General features: G+C 70.8%; 21 protein-coding genes. 11 read left to right on the top strand and 10 right to left on the bottom strand.

Going from position 1 to position 21,863, the window contains the following annotated elements; genetic code table 11:
- Nucleotides 1-246 precede the first annotated feature (246 nt).
- Genes FB384_RS06240 through FB384_RS06230 form a run of 3 tightly spaced genes read left to right on the top strand, consistent with a single transcriptional unit; the run spans nt 247 to nt 3,418 of the window.
- Nucleotides 247-1,362, top strand: coding sequence for a FecCD family ABC transporter permease (locus tag FB384_RS06240; RefSeq protein ID WP_183780051.1), 1,116 nt, complete (start codon nt 247-249; stop codon nt 1,360-1,362).
- Entirely contained in the window at nt 1,359-2,507 is a 1,149-nt protein-coding gene (locus FB384_RS06235) for a FecCD family ABC transporter permease (RefSeq protein ID WP_183780048.1), read from the top strand. The genes FB384_RS06240 and FB384_RS06235 overlap by 4 nt, the downstream gene beginning before the upstream one ends.
- On the top strand, nt 2,504-3,418 hold the full coding sequence (locus FB384_RS06230) for an ABC transporter ATP-binding protein (RefSeq protein ID WP_183780045.1): 915 nt from the start codon (nt 2,504-2,506) through the stop codon (nt 3,416-3,418). The genes FB384_RS06235 and FB384_RS06230 overlap by 4 nt, the downstream gene beginning before the upstream one ends.
- Here the strand turns inward: FB384_RS06230 and purU are convergent.
- The 8 genes from purU to FB384_RS06190 form a co-directional block, all read right to left on the bottom strand.
- Nucleotides 3,371-4,246 carry a formyltetrahydrofolate deformylase gene (gene purU / locus FB384_RS06225; protein WP_183780042.1) on the bottom strand — a complete coding sequence of 292 codons (876 nt, stop codon included), beginning with the start codon at nt 4,244-4,246 and terminating at the stop codon, nt 3,371-3,373. The genes FB384_RS06230 and purU overlap by 48 nt on opposite strands.
- A 29-nt stretch (nt 4,247-4,275) precedes the next feature.
- Nucleotides 4,276-4,944 carry a maleylpyruvate isomerase family mycothiol-dependent enzyme gene (locus FB384_RS06220; protein ID WP_267459311.1) on the bottom strand — a complete coding sequence of 223 codons (669 nt, stop codon included), beginning with the start codon at nt 4,942-4,944 and terminating at the stop codon, nt 4,276-4,278.
- Nucleotides 4,865-5,692, bottom strand: a complete 828-nt coding sequence (locus FB384_RS06215) for a DedA family protein (protein WP_183780039.1) — start codon at nt 5,690-5,692, stop codon at nt 4,865-4,867. The genes FB384_RS06220 and FB384_RS06215 overlap by 80 nt, the downstream gene beginning before the upstream one ends.
- Complete coding sequence (locus FB384_RS06210; RefSeq protein ID WP_323985140.1) at nt 5,685-6,626, bottom strand: lysophospholipid acyltransferase family protein; 942 nt, start codon at nt 6,624-6,626, stop codon at nt 5,685-5,687. The genes FB384_RS06215 and FB384_RS06210 overlap by 8 nt, the downstream gene beginning before the upstream one ends.
- An 89-nt stretch (nt 6,627-6,715) precedes the next feature.
- Nucleotides 6,716-7,558 carry a GNAT family N-acetyltransferase gene (locus FB384_RS06205; RefSeq protein ID WP_183780037.1) on the bottom strand — a complete coding sequence of 281 codons (843 nt, stop codon included), beginning with the start codon at nt 7,556-7,558 and terminating at the stop codon, nt 6,716-6,718.
- A 468-nt stretch (nt 7,559-8,026) separates the two neighbouring features.
- Entirely contained in the window at nt 8,027-8,662 is a 636-nt protein-coding gene (locus tag FB384_RS06200) for a maleylpyruvate isomerase N-terminal domain-containing protein (protein ID WP_183780034.1), read from the bottom strand.
- Nucleotides 8,663-8,818: 156 nt separating this feature from the next.
- Entirely contained in the window at nt 8,819-9,625 is an 807-nt protein-coding gene (locus FB384_RS06195) for a methyltransferase domain-containing protein (protein ID WP_323985139.1), read from the bottom strand.
- Complete coding sequence (locus FB384_RS06190) at nt 9,607-10,095, bottom strand: DUF2505 domain-containing protein (protein WP_183780031.1); 489 nt, start codon at nt 10,093-10,095, stop codon at nt 9,607-9,609. The genes FB384_RS06195 and FB384_RS06190 overlap by 19 nt, the downstream gene beginning before the upstream one ends.
- Nucleotides 10,096-10,120: 25 nt before the next feature.
- On the opposite strand from FB384_RS06190, the gene FB384_RS06185 reads away from it, so the two are divergent.
- Nucleotides 10,121-11,170 carry a UDP-N-acetylmuramate dehydrogenase gene (locus FB384_RS06185; RefSeq protein ID WP_258937893.1) on the top strand — a complete coding sequence of 350 codons (1,050 nt, stop codon included), beginning with the start codon at nt 10,121-10,123 and terminating at the stop codon, nt 11,168-11,170.
- Nucleotides 11,171-11,411: 241 nt separating this feature from the next.
- Here the strand turns inward: FB384_RS06185 and FB384_RS06180 are convergent, their stop codons facing one another.
- A complete protein-coding gene (locus FB384_RS06180) occupies nt 11,412-12,143 on the bottom strand; it encodes an SDR family oxidoreductase (protein WP_183780024.1) in 732 nt (243 codons plus the stop codon).
- Nucleotides 12,144-12,213: 70 nt separating this feature from the next.
- Between FB384_RS06180 and FB384_RS06175 the strand changes: the two genes are divergently transcribed.
- The gene (locus FB384_RS06175; RefSeq protein WP_323985138.1) at nt 12,214-13,419 is read left to right on the top strand and encodes a L,D-transpeptidase; all 1,206 of its coding nucleotides are present in this window, start codon (nt 12,214-12,216) and stop codon (nt 13,417-13,419) included.
- A gap of 363 nt (nt 13,420-13,782) precedes the next feature.
- On the opposite strand, the gene FB384_RS06170 is transcribed toward FB384_RS06175, so the two are convergent.
- On the bottom strand, nt 13,783-14,754 hold the full coding sequence (locus FB384_RS06170; RefSeq protein WP_183785058.1) for a TerC/Alx family metal homeostasis membrane protein: 972 nt from the start codon (nt 14,752-14,754) through the stop codon (nt 13,783-13,785).
- Between the two features lie 372 nt (nt 14,755-15,126).
- Between FB384_RS06170 and FB384_RS06165 the strand changes: the two genes are divergently transcribed.
- From FB384_RS06165 to FB384_RS06140, 6 genes are all read left to right on the top strand, one after another.
- Entirely contained in the window at nt 15,127-15,981 is an 855-nt protein-coding gene (locus tag FB384_RS06165) for an alpha/beta fold hydrolase (protein WP_183780022.1), read from the top strand.
- Entirely contained in the window at nt 15,978-17,294 is a 1,317-nt protein-coding gene (mshA, locus tag FB384_RS06160; RefSeq protein ID WP_407676068.1) for a D-inositol-3-phosphate glycosyltransferase, read from the top strand. Before FB384_RS06165 ends, mshA begins: the two co-directional genes overlap by 4 nt.
- 29 nt (nt 17,295-17,323) lie before the next feature.
- The gene (locus FB384_RS06155; protein ID WP_407676090.1) at nt 17,324-17,824 is read left to right on the top strand and encodes a type III secretion system chaperone family protein; all 501 of its coding nucleotides are present in this window, start codon (nt 17,324-17,326) and stop codon (nt 17,822-17,824) included.
- Between the two features lie 906 nt (nt 17,825-18,730).
- Nucleotides 18,731-19,480 carry a phosphoglyceromutase gene (locus FB384_RS06150; protein ID WP_183780017.1) on the top strand — a complete coding sequence of 250 codons (750 nt, stop codon included), beginning with the start codon at nt 18,731-18,733 and terminating at the stop codon, nt 19,478-19,480.
- Between the two features lie 394 nt (nt 19,481-19,874).
- Nucleotides 19,875-21,161: a sensor histidine kinase gene (locus FB384_RS06145; RefSeq protein WP_323985137.1), complete on the top strand. Its 1,287-nt coding sequence runs from the start codon at nt 19,875-19,877 to the stop codon at nt 21,159-21,161.
- Nucleotides 21,158-21,850: a response regulator gene (locus FB384_RS06140; RefSeq protein ID WP_183780013.1), complete on the top strand. Its 693-nt coding sequence runs from the start codon at nt 21,158-21,160 to the stop codon at nt 21,848-21,850. Before FB384_RS06145 ends, FB384_RS06140 begins: the two co-directional genes overlap by 4 nt.
- The last annotated feature ends 13 nt before the right edge of the window (nt 21,851-21,863 follow it).

Genomic DNA, 21,863 nt, shown 5'->3' with positions numbered 1-21,863 from the left:
ATGCGCCGAGTGAAGAACAGGGGCCGGAAGGCGCAACACGGCCCCGTCAACAACGTGGCCCCATCAACACAGCCGCGCGGCAGGGCGTCGGTGAGGGGTCGTGGTCGGGCGACGGGAGGGCGCAACACGGCCCCTGGGAAACGCAACACGGCTCCCGGAGAACGCAACACGGGCTCTGGAAGGTGGAACACGGGGCGTGGGGAGGCACACGTCGAGGTGAGTCACTCGATTGGTTAGCCTCACCTTATGCCGTCGACCGCCGGGACCGAAGCCGAGCCCGGACCCCGAGCCCAGTCCGGGCCGTCCGCCACGAGCGGGACCGCCACGGACACCGGGTCCGTCACGGCGACCGGTGTCACCACGCGGGGGACCGTGGCGCGGGGCGCCGGGCTCGTGGTGGCCGCGGGCGCGTTGCTGTTCCTGGCGCTGGCGAGCGTGTGGTTCGGGTCGAAAGGGATTCCGCTGCTGCAGACCTGGGACCTGCTGTGGCACAGCGACGGCTCCGACGCGGCCGTGGTCATCCACGAGTACCGCATCCCGCGCACGATCCTCGCCGTGCTCGTCGGCGCGAGTCTCGGCCTCGCGGGCGCGCTCATGCAGGCGCTCACCCGCAACCCGCTCGCCGATCCCGGGCTGCTCGGCATCACGATGGGCGCCTCGACCGGTGTCGCGCTGGCGCTCACCTACCTGGGCATCACGACCGTGCTCGGCTACGTGTGGCTGGCGTTCGCCGGGGCAGCCGTCGCCAGTGTGGTCGTCTACGCGCTCGGCAGCGCGGGTTCGCGTAGCGCCACCCCCGAACGTCTCGTCGTCGCGGGTGCCGCCGTCACCGCGGTGCTGTTCGCCGTCAACAGCGGCCTCATGCTCACCGCGCCGGATGCGTTCGAAGAGTTCCGGCGTTGGCAGGTCGGCTCGCTGTCCGGCCGCTACTACGACGTGCTGCTGCCGGTCCTGCCGTTCATGGCCGTCGGCATCGTGGCGGCGCTGCTGCTGATGCGCCCGCTCAACGCACTCGCCATGGGTGACGACCTCGGCCGCGCACTGGGCGCCCACCCCGACCGCATCCGCATCGCCGGAGCCGTCGCCATCACGTTGCTGTGCGGCGCGGCGACGGCCGCCGTCGGGCCGATCGGGTTCGTGGGACTGGCCGTCCCGCACGTCGCCCGGTTCCTCGCCGGACCCGACCAGCGCTGGGTGCTGCCGTACTCGCTCGTGCTGGCGCCCACGTTGCTCGTCGGCGCCGACCTCGTGGGCCGAGTCATCGCACCGCCCGCGGAGATCCAGGTCGGCATCGTCACGGCGGTGGTCGGTGTGCCGGTGTTCCTCGCGCTGTGCCGCAAACGAAAGCTGGCAGCCCTGTGACCCCGCCGCCGAACCCCGCCGACACCCGGCCCGCCGACACCGGACCCGCCGACCCACGGGCCGTCGATACGCATGCCGCCGGCACCCGGGCCACCGACGCGCGGGCCGTCACCGGTCGCGTCGTCCGTGCGGGCGGCCTTTCGCTGCGCATCGCACCGCGGACGCTCGTCGTCGGCGCCGTCGTCGCGGCGCTGCTCGCCGCCGTCATGGTCGTGACGCTGACCGCGGGCGAGTACTCGCTGACCCTCGGCCAGGTGCTCGCCTCCCTCGCCGGCCGCGGCGACGAGACGGGCGACTTCGTCGTCTACACGCTGATGCTGCCGCGGCTGCTGGTGGCGGTGCTCGTCGGCGCGATGCTCGCCGTCAGCGGTGCGATCCTGCAGACCGTCACCCGCAACTCGCTCGGCAGCCCCGACGTCATCGGATTCACCAGTGCGGCCGCGACCGGCGCGCTCGTCGTCATCACGGTGCTCGGCGGCACGATGCTGCAGGTCTCGCTCGGTGCGCTGACCGGCGGCGTCGTCGCAGCTCTGCTGATCTACGTTCTCGCGTACCACCGCGGCGTGAGCGGCCTGCGGTTCGTGCTGATGGGCATCGGTATCAACGCGCTCGCCGTCGCCGCGAACTCGATGCTCATCACGCGCGCGAGCCTGCACGACGCGCTCACCGCGCAGGCATGGCTCGTCGGCAGCGTCAACTCTCGCGGCTGGGAACACGTCGTCGCGGCCGCCGTCACGCTGGCCGTGCTGCTGCCGGTGGCGCTGTCGCGCACGCGGTCGCTGTCGATGATGGAACTCGGCGACGACACCGCGGGCGGGCTCGGCGTGCGCACCGGGCGTGACCGGACGTTGTTGATCGGCGTGAGCGTGCTGCTCGCCGCGTTCGCCGTCGCCGCCGCTGGACCCATCACGTTCGTGGCGCTGGCCGCGCCGCAGCTCACGCGCAGGCTCACACGCACGTCGGCGCCGGGTCTGGTGACGACCGCGCTCGTCGGGGCACTGCTGCTGGCCACGGGAGACCTGCTGGTGCAGCAACTGTTCCCCGCGGCACAGCTACCCGTCGGAACCGCCACGGGCTGTGTCGGCGGGCTGTACTTGATCTGGCTGCTGGCGTCCGAATGGCGCGGAAAGGGCAGGTACGCATGACGAGGCTGCGCGCCGAAGACCTCACGCTCGCCTACGACCAGGCGACCGTCGCGCGGGAGCTGTCCGTCGACATCCCCGACGGTTCGTTCACCGCGATCATCGGCCCCAACGCGTGCGGCAAGTCGACGCTGCTCAAAGCGCTCGCGCGGATGCTCAAACCCAAGGCGGGCACGGTGCACCTCGATGGCAAGGCGATCACGTCGCAGCGGTCGAAGGACGTGGCCAAGCGGCTGGGCCTGCTGCCGCAGTCGTCCACCGCGCCCGGCGGCATCACCGTCGGCGACCTCGTCGCCCGCGGCCGGTACCCGCACCAGAGCGTGCTCCGGCAGTGGTCGGCCGAGGACGAGGCCGTCGTGGCCGAGTCGATGCGGCTCACCGGCGTCGCGAACCTGGCGCAGCGGGTCGTCGACGAACTGTCCGGCGGGCAGCGGCAACGCGTGTGGCTGGCGATGGTGCTGGCCCAGCAGACGCCGATCCTGCTGCTCGACGAGCCGACGACGTTCCTCGACATCGCGCACCAGATCGAGGTCCTGGACCTGTGTGCGGACCTGCACGACGACGGCGAGCACACCCTCGTGGCCGTGCTGCACGACCTCAACCAGGCGTGCCGCTACGCCACGCACCTCGTCGTCATGCGCCCCGGCGGGATCGTCGCCGCGCAGGGCGAGCCGTCGCGGATCGTCACCGCCGGCCTCGTCGAGGACGTGTTCGGCCTGTCGTGCCGCGTCATCGACGACCCCGAGACCGGCACGCCGATGATCGTCCCCGCGGCCCGCACCGCCCGCTCGGCGTCCGCGGCCACACCGGCCTCGACGGAGCAGGAGCCGGTGCCTGGATCGACGGGCGGGGACGCGCAGCCCGCGTCACAGCACCATGGTCCGGTTGCCGTGCACGAGGACGCGGCCCTCTAGGTGCCACCGCAGGCCGCGCGAGAGCGTCACCTTCTCGACGTCGCGGCCCTTGCGGATCATGTCGTCGACCGAATCGGTGTGGTCGACCCGCATCACGTCCTGCTCGATGATCGGCCCCGCGTCGAGGTCGGCCGTCACGTAGTGGCACGTCGCGCCGACCAGCTTCACGCCGCGCAGGTGCGCCTGGTGGTACGGGCGCGCGCCGATGAACGACGGCAGGAAGCTGTGGTGGATGTTGATCGCGCGGCCCTGCCACGCCTCGCACAGTTCCGGCGGGAGGATCTGCATGAACCGCGCCAGCACCACCGCGTGCGGGTCGTGGGCGTCGACCAGCTTCGCCACCTGCGCGAACGCCTCGGCCTTCGACTCGGGGCCGGTGCCGAACGGCACGTGGTGGAACGGGATCCCGTGCGCACGCGTGATGTCTGCGAGGTGCTCGTGGTTGCCGATCACCGCGGCGACGTCGACGTCCAACTCCCCGGAGGCGACGCGGCCCAGCAGGTCGTACAGGCAGTGGCCCTCCTTCGACACGAGGATCACCACGCGCCTGCGTTCGGCGCTGTCGAAGACCTTCCAGTCGGCCTCCGCACCGAGCGACCGCGCGATACCGGCGAACCGTGCGCGCAGCTCGTCGATGTCGAACGGGACGGACTCGGCGGTCACCACCTGCCGCGTGAAGAACCAGCCCGTGTCCGGGTCGGTGTGGTAGGCCGAGTCGGTGATCCAGCCGCCGAGTTCGGCGAGGAACGACGAGATGCGGGCGACGATCCCCGTGCGGTCGGGGCAGCCGAACTTGATGACGTACTTGCGCGTATCGGGCACGGCCACCCATTATCCGCCGACGGAGTTCGCGCTGGTCAGGGGGTCTCGAGCGGATCGAGGAGCGTGGCTTCGCCGGTGATCGACACGTCGGCAGGCCTGCGCCAGAGCCGCTTGTAGACGGCGTCCGCACCGCCGCTGAGGGTGACGTCGGGGTCGGCGGGGCCCGTCAGTGCGGGCGGCTGCCCCGGCGCGAGCGTCAGCGACCACAGCCTGCGGGCGTCCTCGGCATGCACCAGCACCGTGCCGCGCGCCTCGACCGCCGACCAGTCCGCCCTCCTGCGGTGGATGATCATCGACAACGCCTCGTCCACGCCGTCGGCCGCGAACATCGTGTCGAACGTCGTGGCGTCCCGTCCTGCGGCGAGTTCGGCGTCGAGCCGGTGGATGGCGGCCTCGTGTGCCTGCCTGCGGGCCCATGCGCGGAGATTCGCCTCGTAGCACGGGAACGGCATGTGGGCCGGTGTTTCCGGGCCGCTGTCGAACGCCCGGCGCAGCTCCGCGCGGGTGCCGTCCCACCACGGGACGATCTCGTCCCACTCCTTCGGCGGGCGCTCGCCGCGCGGTTCACCGCCGTGCGGATCGGCGATGCACGCCAGCACCCACGCCTGCACCGCCGCCACGTGCCTAACGAGGCGCGCGACAGTCCACTCCGGACACGTCGGCACCGTCGCCTCCGGGCCCGCCGCCAGCGCCGCCTCCCGCAACGCGTCGCCCTGCTCGTCGAACGCCGTCAACAGGGTCTCGTAGCTCAGCGGACCGTCGTTGCCCTGCGGACCGTCGTTGCTCCGCGGACGGTCGTTGCTCCGCGGGCTGGGGGTGTGGTTCGGATTTGCCGCGTCGGTGTTCACGGCGCGACAGTAGCCGTCTGCCACCCTCGACGAAACCCAAGGTCAGCAGTCCCAGTGCGAACGCGGCGAGCAGTCCCGCAACCGGATCGTCGGCGAAACTCGCCGCACCCGCCGCCCCGATGAGCACCGAGTAGACCGCCCAGACCGTCGTGCCCGCGAGGTCGAGCAGCGCGAACCGGCCGAACGGATACCTCAGCCCGCCCGTCGCCAGCGCCGACGCGACCCGCCCGCCCGGGAAGTAGCGACCCGCGACGATCAACACCACAGCGTGCCTGTCGAGCCGGTCGGCGGCCCACGCGTAGTTGCGCCTGCCGCGTTCGCTGCGCACCAGCCGCGAGATGCCGAACGGGCCCAGCCCGCGGCCGATCCCGTGGCCCGCGCAGTCACCCGCCCAGGCGCCGAACGCCGCCACCGCGGTCAGACCGGCCAGCGCCGCCACGTCGGAGGTACCCAGCAGCACCGCCATCGTGATCACGGTCGACTCGCTGGGCATGAACGGAAGCAGTGCATCCAGCCCGGCGATCGCGAACACCACCAGCCACAGCCACGGCTCGTCGAGGTGGCTCTGCAGCAGCGTGGTGATGTCGTGCAGCACGTCAAACATGCGCGGCCCCGGCGTCGGTGCCGGTGTGCCCGCGGGAACCCGTCGCGTGGACGGCGCGCGTGAGGCGTTGAGACTCGCCCTGAACGGCGCGCTGCGCGCGGTGGGCGAGCGCGCGGCGGTCGCCTGCCGGTTCGAGGGGGCGGTGGCACTCGGCGTGGATCGTCAGATCGCGGGCACGGATCACGCGGGGCAGCGAGGAGGCGAGGCCGTCGTCGCCGACGAACGCCGCGATCGTGGACGGTTCGCCGCGCTGGCGGTAGGACAGCGTGACGGGACGAATCGGTGCGCCGGCGTCCAGCGCGGCCTGGAACACGGCCCGGCGGAACGGGCCGCCCGGGCCGCTGCACCACGTCGTCGCCTCGGGGAAGGCCATGACGGTCTCGCCTGCGCGGAGACGCTCGGCGACGGCGTCGACCGAGGCCGGCAGCCCGCGCAGCGACCACCGGTCGAGCAGCAACGTCCCCATCCGCCGCGCCTGCCTGCCGATGAAGGGCCAGCTCGCGACCTCACGTTTCGCCAGGAACGTCAACGGTTCGAGAGCCAGCAACGCCGGAATGTCCAGCCACGACACGTGATTCGCGACCACGAGCGTCCCGACGCCGCCGTGTTGCGTTTCCCGGGGGCTGTGTTGCGCTCGCCCGTCACCCGACCGCCGCCTCTCATCGACGCACTGCCGCGCGATTGCAGCCATGCGGTCGTGTTGTGCCCACTCGTGCGCCGCTGTCCCCGGGTGCCACCCGGTCGCCGGGCACTCGTCGGTGCGCCGTGGAGACCCCGCCACGGCGAGCGGGCCCGTCGCCGTGAGCGTGACGCCCAGGGCGTCGAGGGCCGCCGCCGCTCGGCGCCGGATGGTGTCGCCGGTGTCGTGGTCACCGTCGGTGTCGTCGGGGAGAGTGCCGGTCAGGACTTTCGCGAGGGCCACGGTTCGCCGCACGCTCTCCATGGTCGACACCGGCGGCAACCGGTGCGTGACGCAGCGGGGAGTGCACGGTGAACTCGCCTGCCACGGGCCCGCTCCCGCGTTCACCGGACGTCTCCGAGCAGGTAACGCAGGTAGCGGTCGTCGACGTCGGCGAGTCGCAGCAGCACGTAGAAGTCCGCGACGTCGAAATCCGGGTCGTGGGCGGGCGGTCCGCAGACCCAGGCACCGAGGCGCAGATAGCCGCGCAGCAGTGGTGGAAGGTCGGCGTACCGCGGGTGGTCGGCGCGGTGCGGTGGCAGCCAGGGACGGTACGGGCGCACGCGGTACTCGGCCGGTGAAGCGTGCCGGGTGGCCGCGAGATGCCAGGCGGTCGCCGCCGCGTGGCCGCCGTCGGCCAGCGGCACCGACGCGCAACCGCCCAGGTAGCGATGGCCTGCCAGCAGCGTGTACCTGGCGAGTGCGGACCACATCAGCGTGATGACGGAACCGTTGCGGTGAGCGGGAGCGACGCAGGAACGGCCCGCCTCGACGATCTCGCCGGCGAGGGGGTCGAGGGCACCGAGGTCGAACTCGGTGGCGGAGTACGGGACGGGCGAGCGGTGCGGCGGAAGGATGCGGTACGTGCCGACGATCTCGCCGGTCGGTTCGTGCGTGACGATGAGGTGATCGCACAGCTCGTCGAACGCGTCGGCGTCGAGCACCGCGTGTCCTGCATTCGACACCGCGTGTCCTGCGTTCAGACCCGCGTGTTCTGCATTCGTGTCGCCGTGTTGCAGATCGCGGTGCTGATGTTGCGATTCGCCGGCATGAGCGGCTGTCAGGTCGGCGCCGAGTTCGCCGGCGAACACGGCCGTCCGGAGCCGTTGCGCGGCACGGACCTCGTCGCGGGTGTCGGCGATGCGGGCCGTGTAGGTCCGCGTGGCCGCGGTGGACAACACGGGCATGGCGCTCTCCGTTCCTCGGGTGTGCATCGAATGCGTACAAGGAGGAGAAAAACACCGGAGAAACGGCATTGACCAGGGGATGCGGCCGATGTCAGGGACATGTCCGGGCGGACCCCGAGACCCCTGGTGGGGCTACCCCCACCAAGGCCGGCCGACGTCTTGCTCGTCGCGCGTGTTCTGCACCCCGCGTGTTCTGCACTCGGCCACCCGTGTTCTGCATTCGGAACCTCGACTTGCTGCGCTCGCCGGCAAGAGTTCTGCGCTCACCACGTCGAGATCGCCTCCTCCGGGACGAAGAGATCGGTACCCGGGCTCGTCCGAGTGCCGCACCTGCCGGCCGGGGCGACCTGTCGCGGCGCCGTCACATCGGGAATCCCCGCAGCACAAGGCGGGGGCCGCGTAACGAAACGTCCACCGGAGTGCGCAACACGGCCCCTGGGAAACGCAACACGACCCCGCTGGCGTCGATCAGAAGGCGCTGACAGTCGTCGGCATCCGCTCGGTGCGGGCCAACGCGCTGATCAACCGAGCCTGACCGTGACGTTCCGTGGCCAGATCTGCCAGGAGGTGGAGCACCGGCGCGAATGCATCCGCGGGAAAAGTCGGCGTGGCGACGTCGACGCTGCGTGCGAGGTCGTCGGAGTGAACGACGATCTCCACCAGCCGGGTGAGGAGGAAGTCGGTGCGGCGAAGGCTCCACCCCTGCCAAGGAATCGTGACGGTCCGCTGGGCTCGGTTGCTGCGCAGGAGATCGTCCACCTGGTCGAAAGCCTCTCGGCATCTGCGCACCATGGCGTCGAACCCGCTAGCGGCCTCGGATTCGTCCCGGGTCCGGTCGTTCGCCGGGTCGTCGAGTGAATCGGCCAGCACCCACGCGGCACGTCGGTAGTGGTCCGCGGTCTTGTCGATCGGCGGGTCCGTCGCCGGCACGGGCAGGATCTCCGCGGCCCGCACGACCTGCCTGCCGAGGTGGCAGGCGAGCATGCCGACCGTCATCCGCTCGAGGGAGCTGTCGGAATCCCAGTTCCGTTCGACGGCGGGGTCGCCGACGAGGCCGAGCGCGATTCGTCCGGCAGCGAGGAACGCGCGATCACGGTTCTCCATGCGCCGATCGTAGGTGGCGGCCAGGTCCGTGGGCCGCGTGCGGAGGTCGTTGCCCGGAGTGCGCAACACGGTCTCTGGGAAACGCAACACGACCCCTGGAAACCGCAACACGGGCCCCGGAAAGCGCAACACGGGGTGCCGCGCAGGACGTGCGGGTCAGCGTGGGGCGATCGACGTCCACGGGACGGTGAGTTCGCCGAGGCGCCACCGCGCCGGGCGGCTCAGGACCGGCCAACCGGACGCGGCGAGCAGACGCACCGTCTCCGTCCACCGCGCCCGTGGGCCGAACGCCGAGAACGGCGCTGCCGTCGCCCAGCATTGGTCCAATCGGGACAGTAGGTCGTGGATGCGTTCACCCGGAAAGTTCCGGTGGATCAACGCCTTCGGCAGGCGTTCGGCCACAGTGGACGGACGGTCCAGCGACGCGACGCGGCACGAGAGCGTCAGCGACACCGGGCCGCGATGCGACACCGTCGCCCACGTGCACAGCCTGCCGATCTCGTCGCACGTGCCGTCGACGAGCAGCCCACCCGGTGCGATCCGTTCGAGCATCGCCCGCCACGACGGTTCGACGTCCGACTCGTCGTACTGCCGCAGCACGTTGAACGCCCGCACCACCGCCGGCTTGCTGCCCGCCAGTTCGAACCCGCCGCGCCGGAATTCCAGCGCCGGCGGAGCGGCGACCGCCTCGCCCGCCGCCACCCGCTCAGGGTCGAGCTCCAACCCGAGCACACGCACGTCCGGGACCGCCGTGCGCAGCCGCGTCGCCAACTCCACGGTGGTCACGGGCGACGCGCCGTAGCCGAGGTCGACGACCAGTGGCGAGGCCTCGGCACGCAGTGCGCGCCGCACCCCGAGGTCGGTGACCAGCCAGCGGTCGACGCGCCGCAGGCGATTCGGGTTCGTGGTTCCTCTGGTCGGCGAGCCGAGCGGCTCGGCGCGCTTCAGCTGCGCGCGAGCCACGACGTCGTGAAGTCGGCCTCCCGCTCGAGCAGCGTCGTGACCTGCTCCGCGATCAGCCCTTCGAGCTTGCCGCCCACCAGCGGGATCTTCACCGTCACCTCGCCGCGCGTGACCTGCTGCGCGCTCGCGTCGCCGCCAGGCTCCACCGACACGGTCCCGGTGATCTCGCCCGGAATGCCGTCGACCTGCGCGCGGATCGTGCCCTCGGCCCCGTTCCAGGTGTGCTCGCGGCGCACCATCAGGTCACCCGAGACGAACTTCTGAGCCACCGACGGCAGTTTGTCCGCAGGGACGCCCTGCACCAGCGTGTACCGCACCTCGTCACCGTCGACGGCGTGATCCTCGAGCGCGGCACCGACGCCGCCGATCTCGTCCAGCCGCGCGCGCAACGCGGCCTCGTCGGACTGGGCGGCGACGACGTCGGCGACGGAGGCGGGGAACGTCGCCCGATGCTCGATACGGGAAGCCATGACCGGGACAGTACCGTTGCGGGTTGTGAGCACTGTCGAAACGTCCACCTGCCGCGACCTGCGCAACTACACGACACTGCGTCTCGGCGGGCCCGCGCGCCGGTTCGTGACGGCGACCACGTCGGCCGAACTCGCCGGCCTCGTCGGCGACCTCGACGCGGCCGGTGAGCCCGTCCTGCTGGTCGGCGGTGGCTCGAACCTCGTCGTATCCGACGACGGGTTCGACGGCACCGCCGTGCGCATCGCCGACACCGGATGGGACGGGCCGACCGTGCGGGCAGGGCAGGACTGGGACGCCTACGTCGCCGCGACCGTCGCCGAGGGCTACGGCGGGCTGGAGTGCCTGTCCGGCATCCCCGGATCGGCGGGCGCCACGCCCATCCAGAACGTCGGTGCGTACGGCTGTGAGATCAGCGACGTGCTGCATTCGATCGAGCTCTACGACCGCACCACCGGTGAGGTGCGCACCCTCGCCGCCGGCGAACTCGGCTTCGCCTACCGGACGAGCATGCTCAAGGGAACTGACAACGGCGTGGTGTTGTCGGTGCGGTTCCACCTTCGCGAGGACGGTCTGTCCGCGCCGATCCGCTACGCCGAACTGGCCCGCACACTCGGCGTCGAGGTCGGCGACCGGGTGCCCGCCGCGGCGGCGCGCGAGGCGGTGCTGGGGTTGCGCCGCCGCAAGGGCATGGTTCTCGACCCCGATGACCACGACACGTGGAGCGCGGGTTCGTTCTTCACCAACCCGATCGTGCCCGAGGCGCAGGTGGGTGACGTGCTGAGCCGCATCGCCAGCGTCGTGGGCGACGACGTGTCCGTACCGCAGTACCCCGCCGACGACGGGGTGAAGCTCTCCGCGGCGTGGCTCATCGAACGCGCAGGGTTCACCAAGGGACGCGAGGGCCCTGGCGGGCGGGTGTCGCTGTCGACGAAACACACGCTGGCCCTGACCAACCGCGGCGAGGCGCGCACCGAGGACCTGCTCGCGCTGGCCCGCGAGGTGCGTGACGGTGTGTCCGGCACGTTCGGCGTCACGCTCCGCCCGGAACCGCTGCTCATCAACTGCGAGCTGTGAGCGCTCGGGGAGTGTCGGCGGGCGTGTCCCGGCGCCCCTGACGCAGGCCCTCGCCGTGGCCACGGCAAGCGGTACGGCCACGGTAAGCGGCAACATCAAGGGAACATCCGGGGCGTTGAACGCCCCCAAGGGCACCTTCGGGGCGCCCGCCCGCCGGCCCGAGCACCGCCCCTCACGGACACGCTTTACGCGTGGCTGCGTTCAATGCCCAAGGTGCCCTTGGGACCGCCCGCCGAACCCCTCACTCGCGGTGGAACGTCTTGCCGTCGAGCTGGGCGCGCGGCTTCATGACGATCTGGTCGAGGTTGACGTGGGACGGCCGCGTGGCGGCGAACGAGATGACGTCGGCCACGTCCTCGGCCGTCAGCGGCTGGTACCCGTCGTAGACCTTCGCCGCCCGGTCGGCGTCGCCGTCGAACCGGTTGACCGAGAAGTCGGTCTGTACCGCGCCCGGAACGACCTCCGTCAACCGCACCGGGTCGCCCAGATGCTCGGCGCGCAGCGTCTCGTGCAGCGCGGCCTGGGCGTGCTTCGCCGATGTGTAGCCCGAGCCGCCGGGATACACGCTGTGCCCCGCGATCGACGTCACCGTGATGACGTGTCCGTCACCGGAGGACACGAGCTTCGGCAGCATGGCCTTGGTCATGCGCAGGGTGCCGAGCACGTTCGTCTCCCACATCCAGCGCCAGTGGTCCTCGTCGGCCTCGTCGACCCGTTCGAGGCCCCACGCGCCGCCCGCGTTGTTGACCAGCACGTGGCACTCCGAAACCTGTTCGGCGAACGAGGCAACGGAATCGGCGTCCGTGACGTCCAGTGTCAGGGCGGTGCCTGACGTTTCCGCGGCGAGCGCCTCGAGTTTGTCGCGGCGGCGCGCACCGAGGACGACGTGGAATCCGGCCTGGGCGAGAGAACGGGCTGCGGCTGCGCCGATCCCGGCGCTGGCACCTGTGATGACTGCGGTTCGCGTGCTCATGCTTGGCATGCTGCCAGGTAATGTTGTGGTGCTGGCGGGGGTGCTGGCGCGGCCAGGGAGGTAGGCACACGTGAGGTTCGGACAAAGCGGGGGAAGCGAACGCGCCGTCGGCAGGCGGAGAGTGCTGAAGGCCGCCGCCGTGGCAGCACCCGCGGGGGTGCTCGTCGCGTGCACTGGCGGTGACGACACCACGGGCGCAGGTACCGGTGGCGGCAACGGTGACACCCCGGCCAAGCCGCAGGCAAAGATCACCGCGAAGCCGCAGGCAGATGCCACCGACGTCGACGTCACCGCGCCGGTCAAGCTCACGGTCACCGACGGCACGTTCACCGAGGTCACGCTCACCAACGAGGACGGAAAAGCCGTCGAAGGCAGCCTCAACGACGACAAGACCGAGTGGACCGTCGGCGAATCCCTCGGCTACGGCCGCAGCTACACCTACGCCGCGAAGGCCGCCGACAGCGACGGCCGCACCGCCGAGTTCGACGGCTCGTTCAGCACGGTCCAGCCGTCCGCGGTCGTGCGCGCCACGTTGTACCCCGGCGACGACGCGGTCGTGGGTGTCGGCCAGCCGGTCACCGTCAAGTTCGAAGCCCCGGTAAGTGACCGCGCCGCCGCGCAGCGCGCCCTGTCGGTCAAGACGGAACCGCAGGTCGAGGGTGCGTGGGCGTGGCTGAACGACCAGCAGGTCGACTGGCGGCCCCGCGAGTACTGGCCCGCCAACACCGAGGTCGAGGTCGCCGCGAACCTCTACGGCGTGCACTACGGCGGCGGCGCGTACGGCAAGGCCGACGTCACCACGAAGTTCAGCATCGGCCGCAACCAGGTCGTCAAGGTGCACACACCCGAGCACCGCATGCGCGTGTATCGCGACGGTGCCGAGGTCGCCAACTATCCGTGCAGCAACGGTGAGGACGCCAACCCCGACCTCAACACGCCCAACGGCACGGTCATCGTCATGACCAAGGAGCCGACGTCGATCTTCGACAACGAGGAGTACGGCTACACCGACGTCAAGAAGACCTGGTGCTGCCGCATCTCCAACCACGGCGAGTACATCCACGAGAACCAGGAGAACGCCGCCAACATCGGCAAGCGGAACACCTCGCACGGCTGCGTCAACCTGCTGCCCGACGACGCCAAGGCGTACTTCGACTCCGCGATGCTCGGCGACCCCGTCGAGGTCACCGGCTCGAAGGCCGACTTCCCGACGACGTCGGACGTCATGGACTGGCTGCTCGACTGGGAGACGTGGAAGTCCAAGTCGGCGCTGTGACGGCCGGCGCTGTGACGGCCGGCTGAGGACTCCCGGCTCGGGAACTCCCGGGAGCGGCCACGAGAAAAGCCACCGCTGACGAGCCGGCGCCGAAACGCCGGCGCTGACATTCGGGGCTCGAGAGTCGGTCCACAACCGGCCCGTTGGCGACGGGTGCCGCGACAACGGATCCCGCGGGGCGCGGGCGAAGTCTGCGGCCGTCGTCCCGGCGGCCGGGAGGGTGCTCGTCAGTCCTTGTGGACCTCGATGAGCGACCCGGCGGTGATGATGGCCGCCAGGACGACGATCGCGACGATCAGAATATCGAGAACCATGGTCGACTCCTCGTCGTTGAGGTGCCGGTGAGGGCCTGAGCGGCCCAGTCTACGCCTTCGCGTCGGCCGCTTCCCGGTTCTCGTTGCGCTTGGACACCCGCAGGCTGAGCACGGTCACGGCGCCCAGGATGCCGATGATCGCCAGCAGCGAGATCGGCGTCGGGATGGTCGGCACCGCGGGCCACACGGTGTGCGCCCAGTGCAGCACGAGCTTCACGCCGATGAACGCGAGGATGATCGCCAGGCCGTGGTTGAGGTAGATCAGCTTGGCGAGGACCGCCTGCAGCACGAAGTACAGGGCGCGCAGGCCGAGCAGGGCGAACGCGTTGGTCGCGAACACGAGGTACGGGTCCTCGGTGATGCCGTACACCGCGGGCACCGAGTCGACGGCGAACACGATGTCGGTCGCGAACACGGCGACCACGACGATCGCCAACGGCGTGAGCGCGCGTTTGCCCGCCTCGCGGACGACCATCTTCGTGCCGCGGTAGTCGTCGGTGACGTGCGTGAACCGCCGCATCAGTTTCACCGAGCGCATCTCGGACGGGTCCTTCTCGTCCTGGTGACCCTTGAGCGCTTCCACGAGGATCTTCAACGCGGACACGAACAGGATGAGGCCGAACACCAGGAACGCCCAGGTGCCCGCCTGCAGCATGGCCGCGCCGAGTGCGATGAAGATGCCGCGCAGCACGAGCGCGCCGACGATGCCGTAGAGCAGCACGCGCTGCTGCACCGCGGCGGGAACGGCGAACCCGGTGAGGATCAGCATGAACACGAAGAGGTTGTCGACCGATAGCGACTTCTCGACGACGAAACCCGTCACGAACTCGGTCGCCTGGCCGCCGCTGTAGGCCAGCCACACGAACAGCGCGAAGACGAACGGCAGCGCCAGGTAGAACACCGACCAACCGACGGCCTCCTTCATGGAGACCTCGTGCGGCTTGTGTGTGATCACGAAGTCGGCGACGAGCAGGGCGACCAGCACCGCGATGCTGATCGTCCAGAGCATGGGCGAACCCATGGTTTCGGCGGCTCCGGAAGAGCCGGAACCGGCGGCTTGGACGAGCACACAGACCTCCGCGAACGTTGCAGCGTTCGAGGTCTCCTTCACCCGCGGCTCGCGGGCGACCTGCCGAGAACGCAATCCGTGCGTTCGTATTGACCGGCGAGGTCCAGGGCGGAAGTACTCCCCTCTACGGTCAAGTGTCCGGTATGACGCCCGCCGTTGCCAACCCGGGGCGGCTCCGACCGGGTGTGATGTCCGTCGGGGCCGCCCCGGCCCGCCGGTCGCCGGCGGCCGCACCGTGCGCTGCTGCGTTCGGCGACGCCGTCGTGGTGTCCGCCTCCGGCCGGGATTGCTCGACCGGGTGAGAGCGGGTGAGAGACTGCCCGGGTGCGAACCGAGGTCACAGGTGCAGACGGGGTCCGGATCGGCGCGATCGTCGACGGCGCAGCGGCGGACACAGCAGGCGCGGCAGGTGCCGACGGCGGTCCGCCCGTGATCGTCTTCGTGCACGGCTGGGCCCAGTCGGCGGACGCATGGCAGTTGCAGCTGTCCGACCCACGGCTGGCCGGCGAGTTCCGCATGGTCGCGATGGACCTGCGTGGGCACGGCCGCTCCGACGTCCCCGACGACGGCTACGACGACCCGCGGGTGTGGGCCGACGACCTCGCGGCGGTGCTGGACCTGGCCGGCAGGCCGGCGGTGGTGGTCGGCTGGTCGTACGGCGGGCTCGTCATCACCGACTACCTGCGTGTCCACGGCACCGCGGGGCTGGCGGGCATCGTCTACGCCGGCGCGATCACCGAGCTGGGCCGTGGTCACCCGGGTGGCGCCGTCGGGTGGGCGATGCGGGAGGCGCTGCCGGATGCGCTCTCGGCGGACGTCGACCTCGCGCGTCCCGCCGTGCAGCGGCTGTGCGGCGGTATGACGGCGGGATCGGACGGCGAATCGCTCGTCGACGGCATCCTCGCCGTGCCCCCGCACGTGCGCGCGGGCCTGTTCCGCAGGGACATCGGCTCTGCCGACGTGCTCGAAGCCGTCGACGTGCCCGCGCTCGTGCTGCACGGCGAGCGCGACGCCGTTGTCGACATCACCGCCGCCGAGTACGCGGCCGGGAAGATTCCGGGGGCCCGCCGACGTTGGTTGCCTGGGGTGGGCCATCTTCCGTTCGCAGAGGACGCGCAGACGTTCGGCGAGGAGCTGGTGGCCTTCGCCCGCGACGCGTACAGAAAGGTGAACCGGTGAAGATCCCCTGGTACCGGCAGGCGGACGCGTACCGGCAGGCGGCCGCGACGCAGCAGCCGCGCCGGGTGGCGGTGCTGACCGTGCACACGTCTCCGCTGGAGCAGCCGGGCACCGGCGACGCGGGTGGCATGAACGTCTACATCGCCCAGACGGCCCAGGAGATGGCCAGGCGCGGCGTGCAGGTCGAGGTGTTCACGCGCGCCACGTCGTCGGACCAGCCACCGGTCGCCGAACTCGCCCCAGGCGTGCTCGTGCGCCACATCCCCGCCGGCCCGTTCGAACCACTGTCGCGCGGTGAACTGCCCGCGCAGCTGTGCGCCTTCACGAACGGCGTCCTGCGCACGGAGGCGTTCCACGAACCGGGCTACTACGACCTCATCCATTCGCATTACTGGCTGTCCGGCCAGGTCGGCTGGCTCGCACGCGACCGGTGGGGCGTGCCGCTGGTACACACCGCCCACACTCTCGCCAAGGTGAAGAACGCCGCGTTGGCCGAGGGCGACACACCGGAACCCCGCACGCGGGTGATCGGTGAACAGCAGGTCGTCGACGAGGCGGACCAGCTGATCGTCAACACGGGCGTCGAGGCCGAGCAGCTCGTCGACCTCTACGACGCCGACCCGCGCGCGGTGCGGACCGTGTCACCGGGCGTCGACCTGGAGCGGTTCCGGCCGGGATCGCAGGCGCGGTCGCGGCGGATCCTCGGGCTGAGCGACGAGGCGGTGGTGCTGGCGTTCGCGGGCCGCATCCAGCCGTTGAAGGCGCCGGACGTGCTGTTGCGTGCGGCCGCGGAACTGGTCGGGCGTCGCCCCGAACTGCGCGACAGGCTGGTGGTGCTGATCGCGGGCGGACCGTCGGGAACCGGTCTGGAACAGCCGGAGTCGCTCAAGTCACTGGCCGCGGACCTGGGCATCGCCGATCTGATGCGGTTCCTGCCGCCGCAGGCCGGCGAGGGGCTCGTCGACGTGTACCGCGCCGCGGACGTCGTGGCGGTGCCGAGTCACAACGAGTCGTTCGGCCTGGTGGCCCTGGAGGCGCAGGCCTGTGGGACGCCGGTGGTCGCCGCATCCGTGGGCGGGCTGCCCGTTGCGGTCGACCACGGCACGTCGGGGCTGCTCGTGGGATCGCACCGGGCGCCGGACTGGGCCGGTGCGCTGGCCGACGCGGCGTTGCGCCGCCGGGACACGCTCGCCGCGGGTGCGCTGCGGCACGCCCGGCGGTTCTCGTGGCAGCGGACGACGGACGCATTGCTCGACAGTTACGCCGACGCCCGCGGCGCGTTCCGCCGTACAGCCCTGGAGGTGGCGGTGTGAGCGAACGCGACGCGCGGGACGTCGACGCGATCGTGCAGTCGGCGCTCGATGCTTCGGAGGTGCCGTACGACCGGCGGGGCGACGGCGTGTACTTCGTGACCCTGCCGGGCGTGAAGAAGCTGCAGACGAACGCGTGGCTGGTGGTGCGGGAGCATTCGCTGGCGGTGGAGGCGTTCGTCTGCCGGCGTCCGGACGAGGCCTACGAGGACGTCTACCGGTTCCTGCTGCGGCGCAACGCGAAGCTGTACGGCGTGGCCTACACGCTGGACTCGGCCGGCGACATCTACCTGGTGGGCCGCCTGGGACTGGACACCGTCTCGGCCGACGAGGTCGACACCGTGTTGGGGCAGGTGCTGGAAACGGCCGACGGGGATTTCAACACCCTGCTGGAGCTGGGCTTCGCGAGTTCGATCCGACGGGAGTGGGACTGGCGCGTGAGCCGCGGCGAGTCGTTGGCCAATCTGCAGGCGTTCAAGCACCTGGTGGAACCGGCCTCGAACCACGAACCGGGCACGCTGACGGAGGACTGACACCGGCCGCGTCGGTCGCGGTCGGCTCCTGAACACGTCCGGCGGAGCAACACGTCCGGCGGAGCCCTGCGATGACACGCCTGCGTGGGTCACAGGACACGCGTGCCGGCACAGTCGCGCGACAGCGCGGCGTTGAGGGGTGGGGGTCGGGCGACGGGCGGGCGCAGCACACGCGCGTCCGGATGCAGCACATGCGCGTCTGAGCGCAGAACACGCGTACCCGAATGCAGAACACGGGCCCCGCAGGTCGCAACACGGACCCTGGAGGCTGCAACACGGGCGCAGCGTCTCCGTGCTCGCACGGTTCCGACGCTGGTTCGCACGAATCGTGCCCGGCGCTCGCCGGGGTGAGGAGCACGCACCGTGGGGTTCCAGGGGCTCGGCCCCTGGGCTCGGCGAGGAGACCACGCACCGGCGAGCGCATTCCGCGAGCAGGCTGCCCCGAGCGGTCGACGGGGCGGCTCGAGGGAGGGGGGAGTCGCGAACTCGAGCCGCCCCGTGGACCTTCCCGCCTGTTCGGACCCGGTGACGAGGGGGATGCCAACGGGGCCGGCGGGCCGCAGCTCGGCAGGGGGGAGACGAGCTGCGATCTGTTCCCGCGTTGCTCGGCCCGGGGAGTGCGTGGTTCCGGGCCGTGCGGGCTCAAGTGTCAACTTGTCAGACTCGGCACTGTAATCACAAGACTACTGGCTACTCTATTCGAGTGAATTTCGCCGAAAGGTTGAACACACTGCGGCCCCGTTAGCGTCGTTGACCTGTAGAGATACGCCCCGATCGAGAGTCCGTATCGAGTTCTCCGCGCGTTGAAGACACTCTGTGTAGATCACGTGGTAGTGCGGACGAACCCGGTAACGCAGTGGCCGAGGTCGCGCTACTCGAATCGGCGGAGCATGGCACGCTGAAAACATGGCCGAACTTGGGACTCTCGTGCTGCTGCGCCACGGGCAGAGCACATGGAACGCGGAAAACCTGTTCACCGGCTGGGTCGACGTCCCGTTGTCAGACCAGGGCGAGGACGAGGCGACGCGCGGCGGGCAGCTGCTCGCCGAGGCGGGCCTGCTGCCGGACGTGGTGCACACGTCGCTGCTGCGCAGGGCGATTTCGACGGCCAACATCGCGCTCGACGGCGCCGATCGGCACTGGATCGACGTCCGCCGCAGCTGGCGGCTCAACGAGCGGCACTACGGCGCGCTGCAGGGCAAGAACAAGAAGGAGATCGCCGACGAGTTCGGCGAGGAGCAGTTCATGCTGTGGCGCCGGTCCTACGACACGCCGCCGCCGGAGATCGAGCGTGGCAGCGAGTTCAGCCAGGACGCCGACCCGCGTTACCAGGACATCGACGGCGACCTGCCGCTGACCGAGTGCCTCAAGGACGTCGTAGTGCGGCTGCTGCCGTACTGGGAGTCGGCGATCGTGCCCGACCTGCGGGCGGGGAAGAACGTGCTCGTCGCGGCGCACGGCAACTCGCTGCGCGCGCTGGTCAAGCACCTCGACGGCGTTTCCGAGGCCGACATCGCCGGGCTGAACATCCCGACCGGGATTCCGCTGCGGTACGACCTCGACGCCGAGCTCAAGCCCACCAACCCCGGCGGTACCTACCTCGACCCGGAGACGGCCGAGAAGGCGGCGGCCGCGGTCGCCAATCAGGGCCGCTGAGGCCGCACCACCGCGGAAACGTCGTAGGGGCCGCCTTCCCGAACGGGAGGGCGGCCCCTACGCGTGTCGGCGGCAGGGTGTGCCCCGGCGAGTGGCTCCTGGTCGGTCGTCGGCACGTGGCACAGCGCATCGACGAGGGGCGACGGTCGGGGCGATACGACCCCCGGAATCCGCAACACGGGCGGGGCGGAGCGCGGGTACGTGAGGCGGCAGCGGGTGGGTCGAACACCGGGCGCGGCGGGCTGCCGAACGGTGGCGGCAACGGCGTTCGGGGTACGGCAGGTGAACTGGATCTTGCCTGGTGGCGAACACGTGGCCCAGGAGTGTCAGGCCGGTCACCGCTCGGCCTCCAAGACTAGGACAACCACCCGGGCGAATGCTTACGATGCGAAGCGTGACGGCGTCCGGATCGGTCCTGCTGGCCACTGCCGCTCTGGTGGTCGGCATCGCTGTCGGTTTCTTCTTCTTCCGCACCCGCGGCCGGGACGTTCCCGAGCCGGCAGGCCCCACGGCCGCCGAGTTGCTGCTGCGTTCGGTGCGGTCGTCGGAGACCGGCGTGGTGATGCTCAATCGCTTCGGCGACCTGGTGTTGCACAACGCGCGTGCCGAGGAGCTCGGCCTGCTGCGCGGCAATCAGGTCGACGGGCGGGTGCGGGACGCGGCGCAGCGCGTGGTCGAGAGTGACGAGGCGTTCGAGGTCGACATCTCGCCCGACGAGGTCCGCGGGAGGCAGCCGGAGGCGGTCGTGGCGCAGCTGCGGCCGCTGGGCGACGGCTTCACGATCGTGGAGGCCGTCGACCACTCCGACGCGGTCCGGCTGGAGGCGACGCGCCGTGACTTCGTGGCCAACGTCAGTCACGAACTCAAGACCCCGGTCGGGGCGATCGCGCTGCTGGCCGAGGCCGTACTCGACGCCGACAGCGCCGAGGAGGCGCGCCGGTTCAGCGAGAAGATCCTCCGCGAGTCGAACCGGCTCGGCAAGCTCGTCACCGAGCTGATCGCGCTGTCACGCCTGCAGGGGGCGGAGAAGCTGCCGGAGATGACGGTCGTCGACGTCGACGGCGTCGTCACCGAGACGCTGTCGCGCACCAAGCTGGCCGCCGAGACCTCCGACATCACGGTCACGACCGACGGGGCCAGCGGCCTCGAGGTCGAGGGGGACCGCACGTTGCTCGTCACGGCCCTGTCGAACCTGCTCGACAACGCGATCGCCTACTCGCAGCAGTCCAGCCCCGTGTCCATCAGTCGCAGACTGACCGACGGCCACGTCGAGCTGGCCGTCACCGACCGAGGTCTCGGCATCGCGCTCGACGAGCAGCAGCGCGTGTTCGAGCGCTTCTACCGCGCTGACAAGGCCCGCTCCCGTGCGACGGGCGGCACCGGCCTCGGCCTGGCAATCGTCAAGCACGTCGCCGCCAACCACGGCGGCGAGGTGCGGCTGTGGAGCAGGCCGGGCGTCGGGTCGACGTTCACGCTGCGGATCCCCGCGCGGACGAGTGCCGTCGGGGCCGACCCGGTCGATTCGGCCACGGCCTCCGACTCCGACGACACCGGAGGCGTTCCGGCCGTGAGTACGGCCCCCACAACCGAGACCCCCGACCAGCGCAGCGACGACCCGACCGGGCAGCCGCTGGTCACCAGCGTGCGGCAACGCACCGAACCGGGAGGAACAACGCAGTGACCAGGGTTCTGATCGTCGAGGACGAGGAGTCGTTCGCCGACCCGATGGCCTTCATGCTCCGCAAGGAGGGCTTCACCGCCGCCCTCGCGACGACCGGCCAGCAGGCGCTCGAGGAGTTCGACCGCAACGGTGCCGATCTCGTGCTGCTCGACCTCATGCTCCCCGGCATGAGCGGCACGGACGTGTGCAAACAGCTGCGCGCCCGGTCGTCGGTCCCAGTGATCATGGTGACCGCGCGGGACAGCGAGATCGACAAGGTCGTGGGCCTCGAACTCGGCGCGGACGACTACATCACCAAGCCCTACGCAGCCCGCGAACTGATCGCGCGGATCCGCGCCGTGCTGCGGCGGGGCGGCGACACGACGGCCGCCGAGCCGGAGACCGCGCCGCTGGTGCTGTCGGCCGGGCCGGTGCGGATGGACGTCGAACGGCACGTGGTGACGGTCGGCACCGAGGAGATCTCGCTGCCGCTGAAGGAGTTCGACCTGCTCGAATACCTGCTCCGCAACGTGGGCCGCGTGCTCACGCGCAGCCAGCTCATCGACCGGGTGTGGGGTGCCGACTACGTGGGTGACACCAAGACCCTCGACGTCCACGTCAAGCGGCTCCGGTCCAAGCTCGAACCGGACCCCGGCCAGCCGCAGTACCTGGTGACGGTGCGTGGCCTCGGTTACAAGTTCGAGGCCTGAACGCAAGGCCCGG

Origin of the sequence: Prauserella sediminis, from assembly GCF_014195435.1 — a bacterium.
Classification (GTDB): domain Bacteria; phylum Actinomycetota; class Actinomycetes; order Mycobacteriales; family Pseudonocardiaceae; genus Prauserella; species Prauserella salsuginis.
The sequence above is the reverse complement of the archived record's forward strand: the minus strand, read 5'-3'. Positions and strand labels throughout refer to the sequence as shown.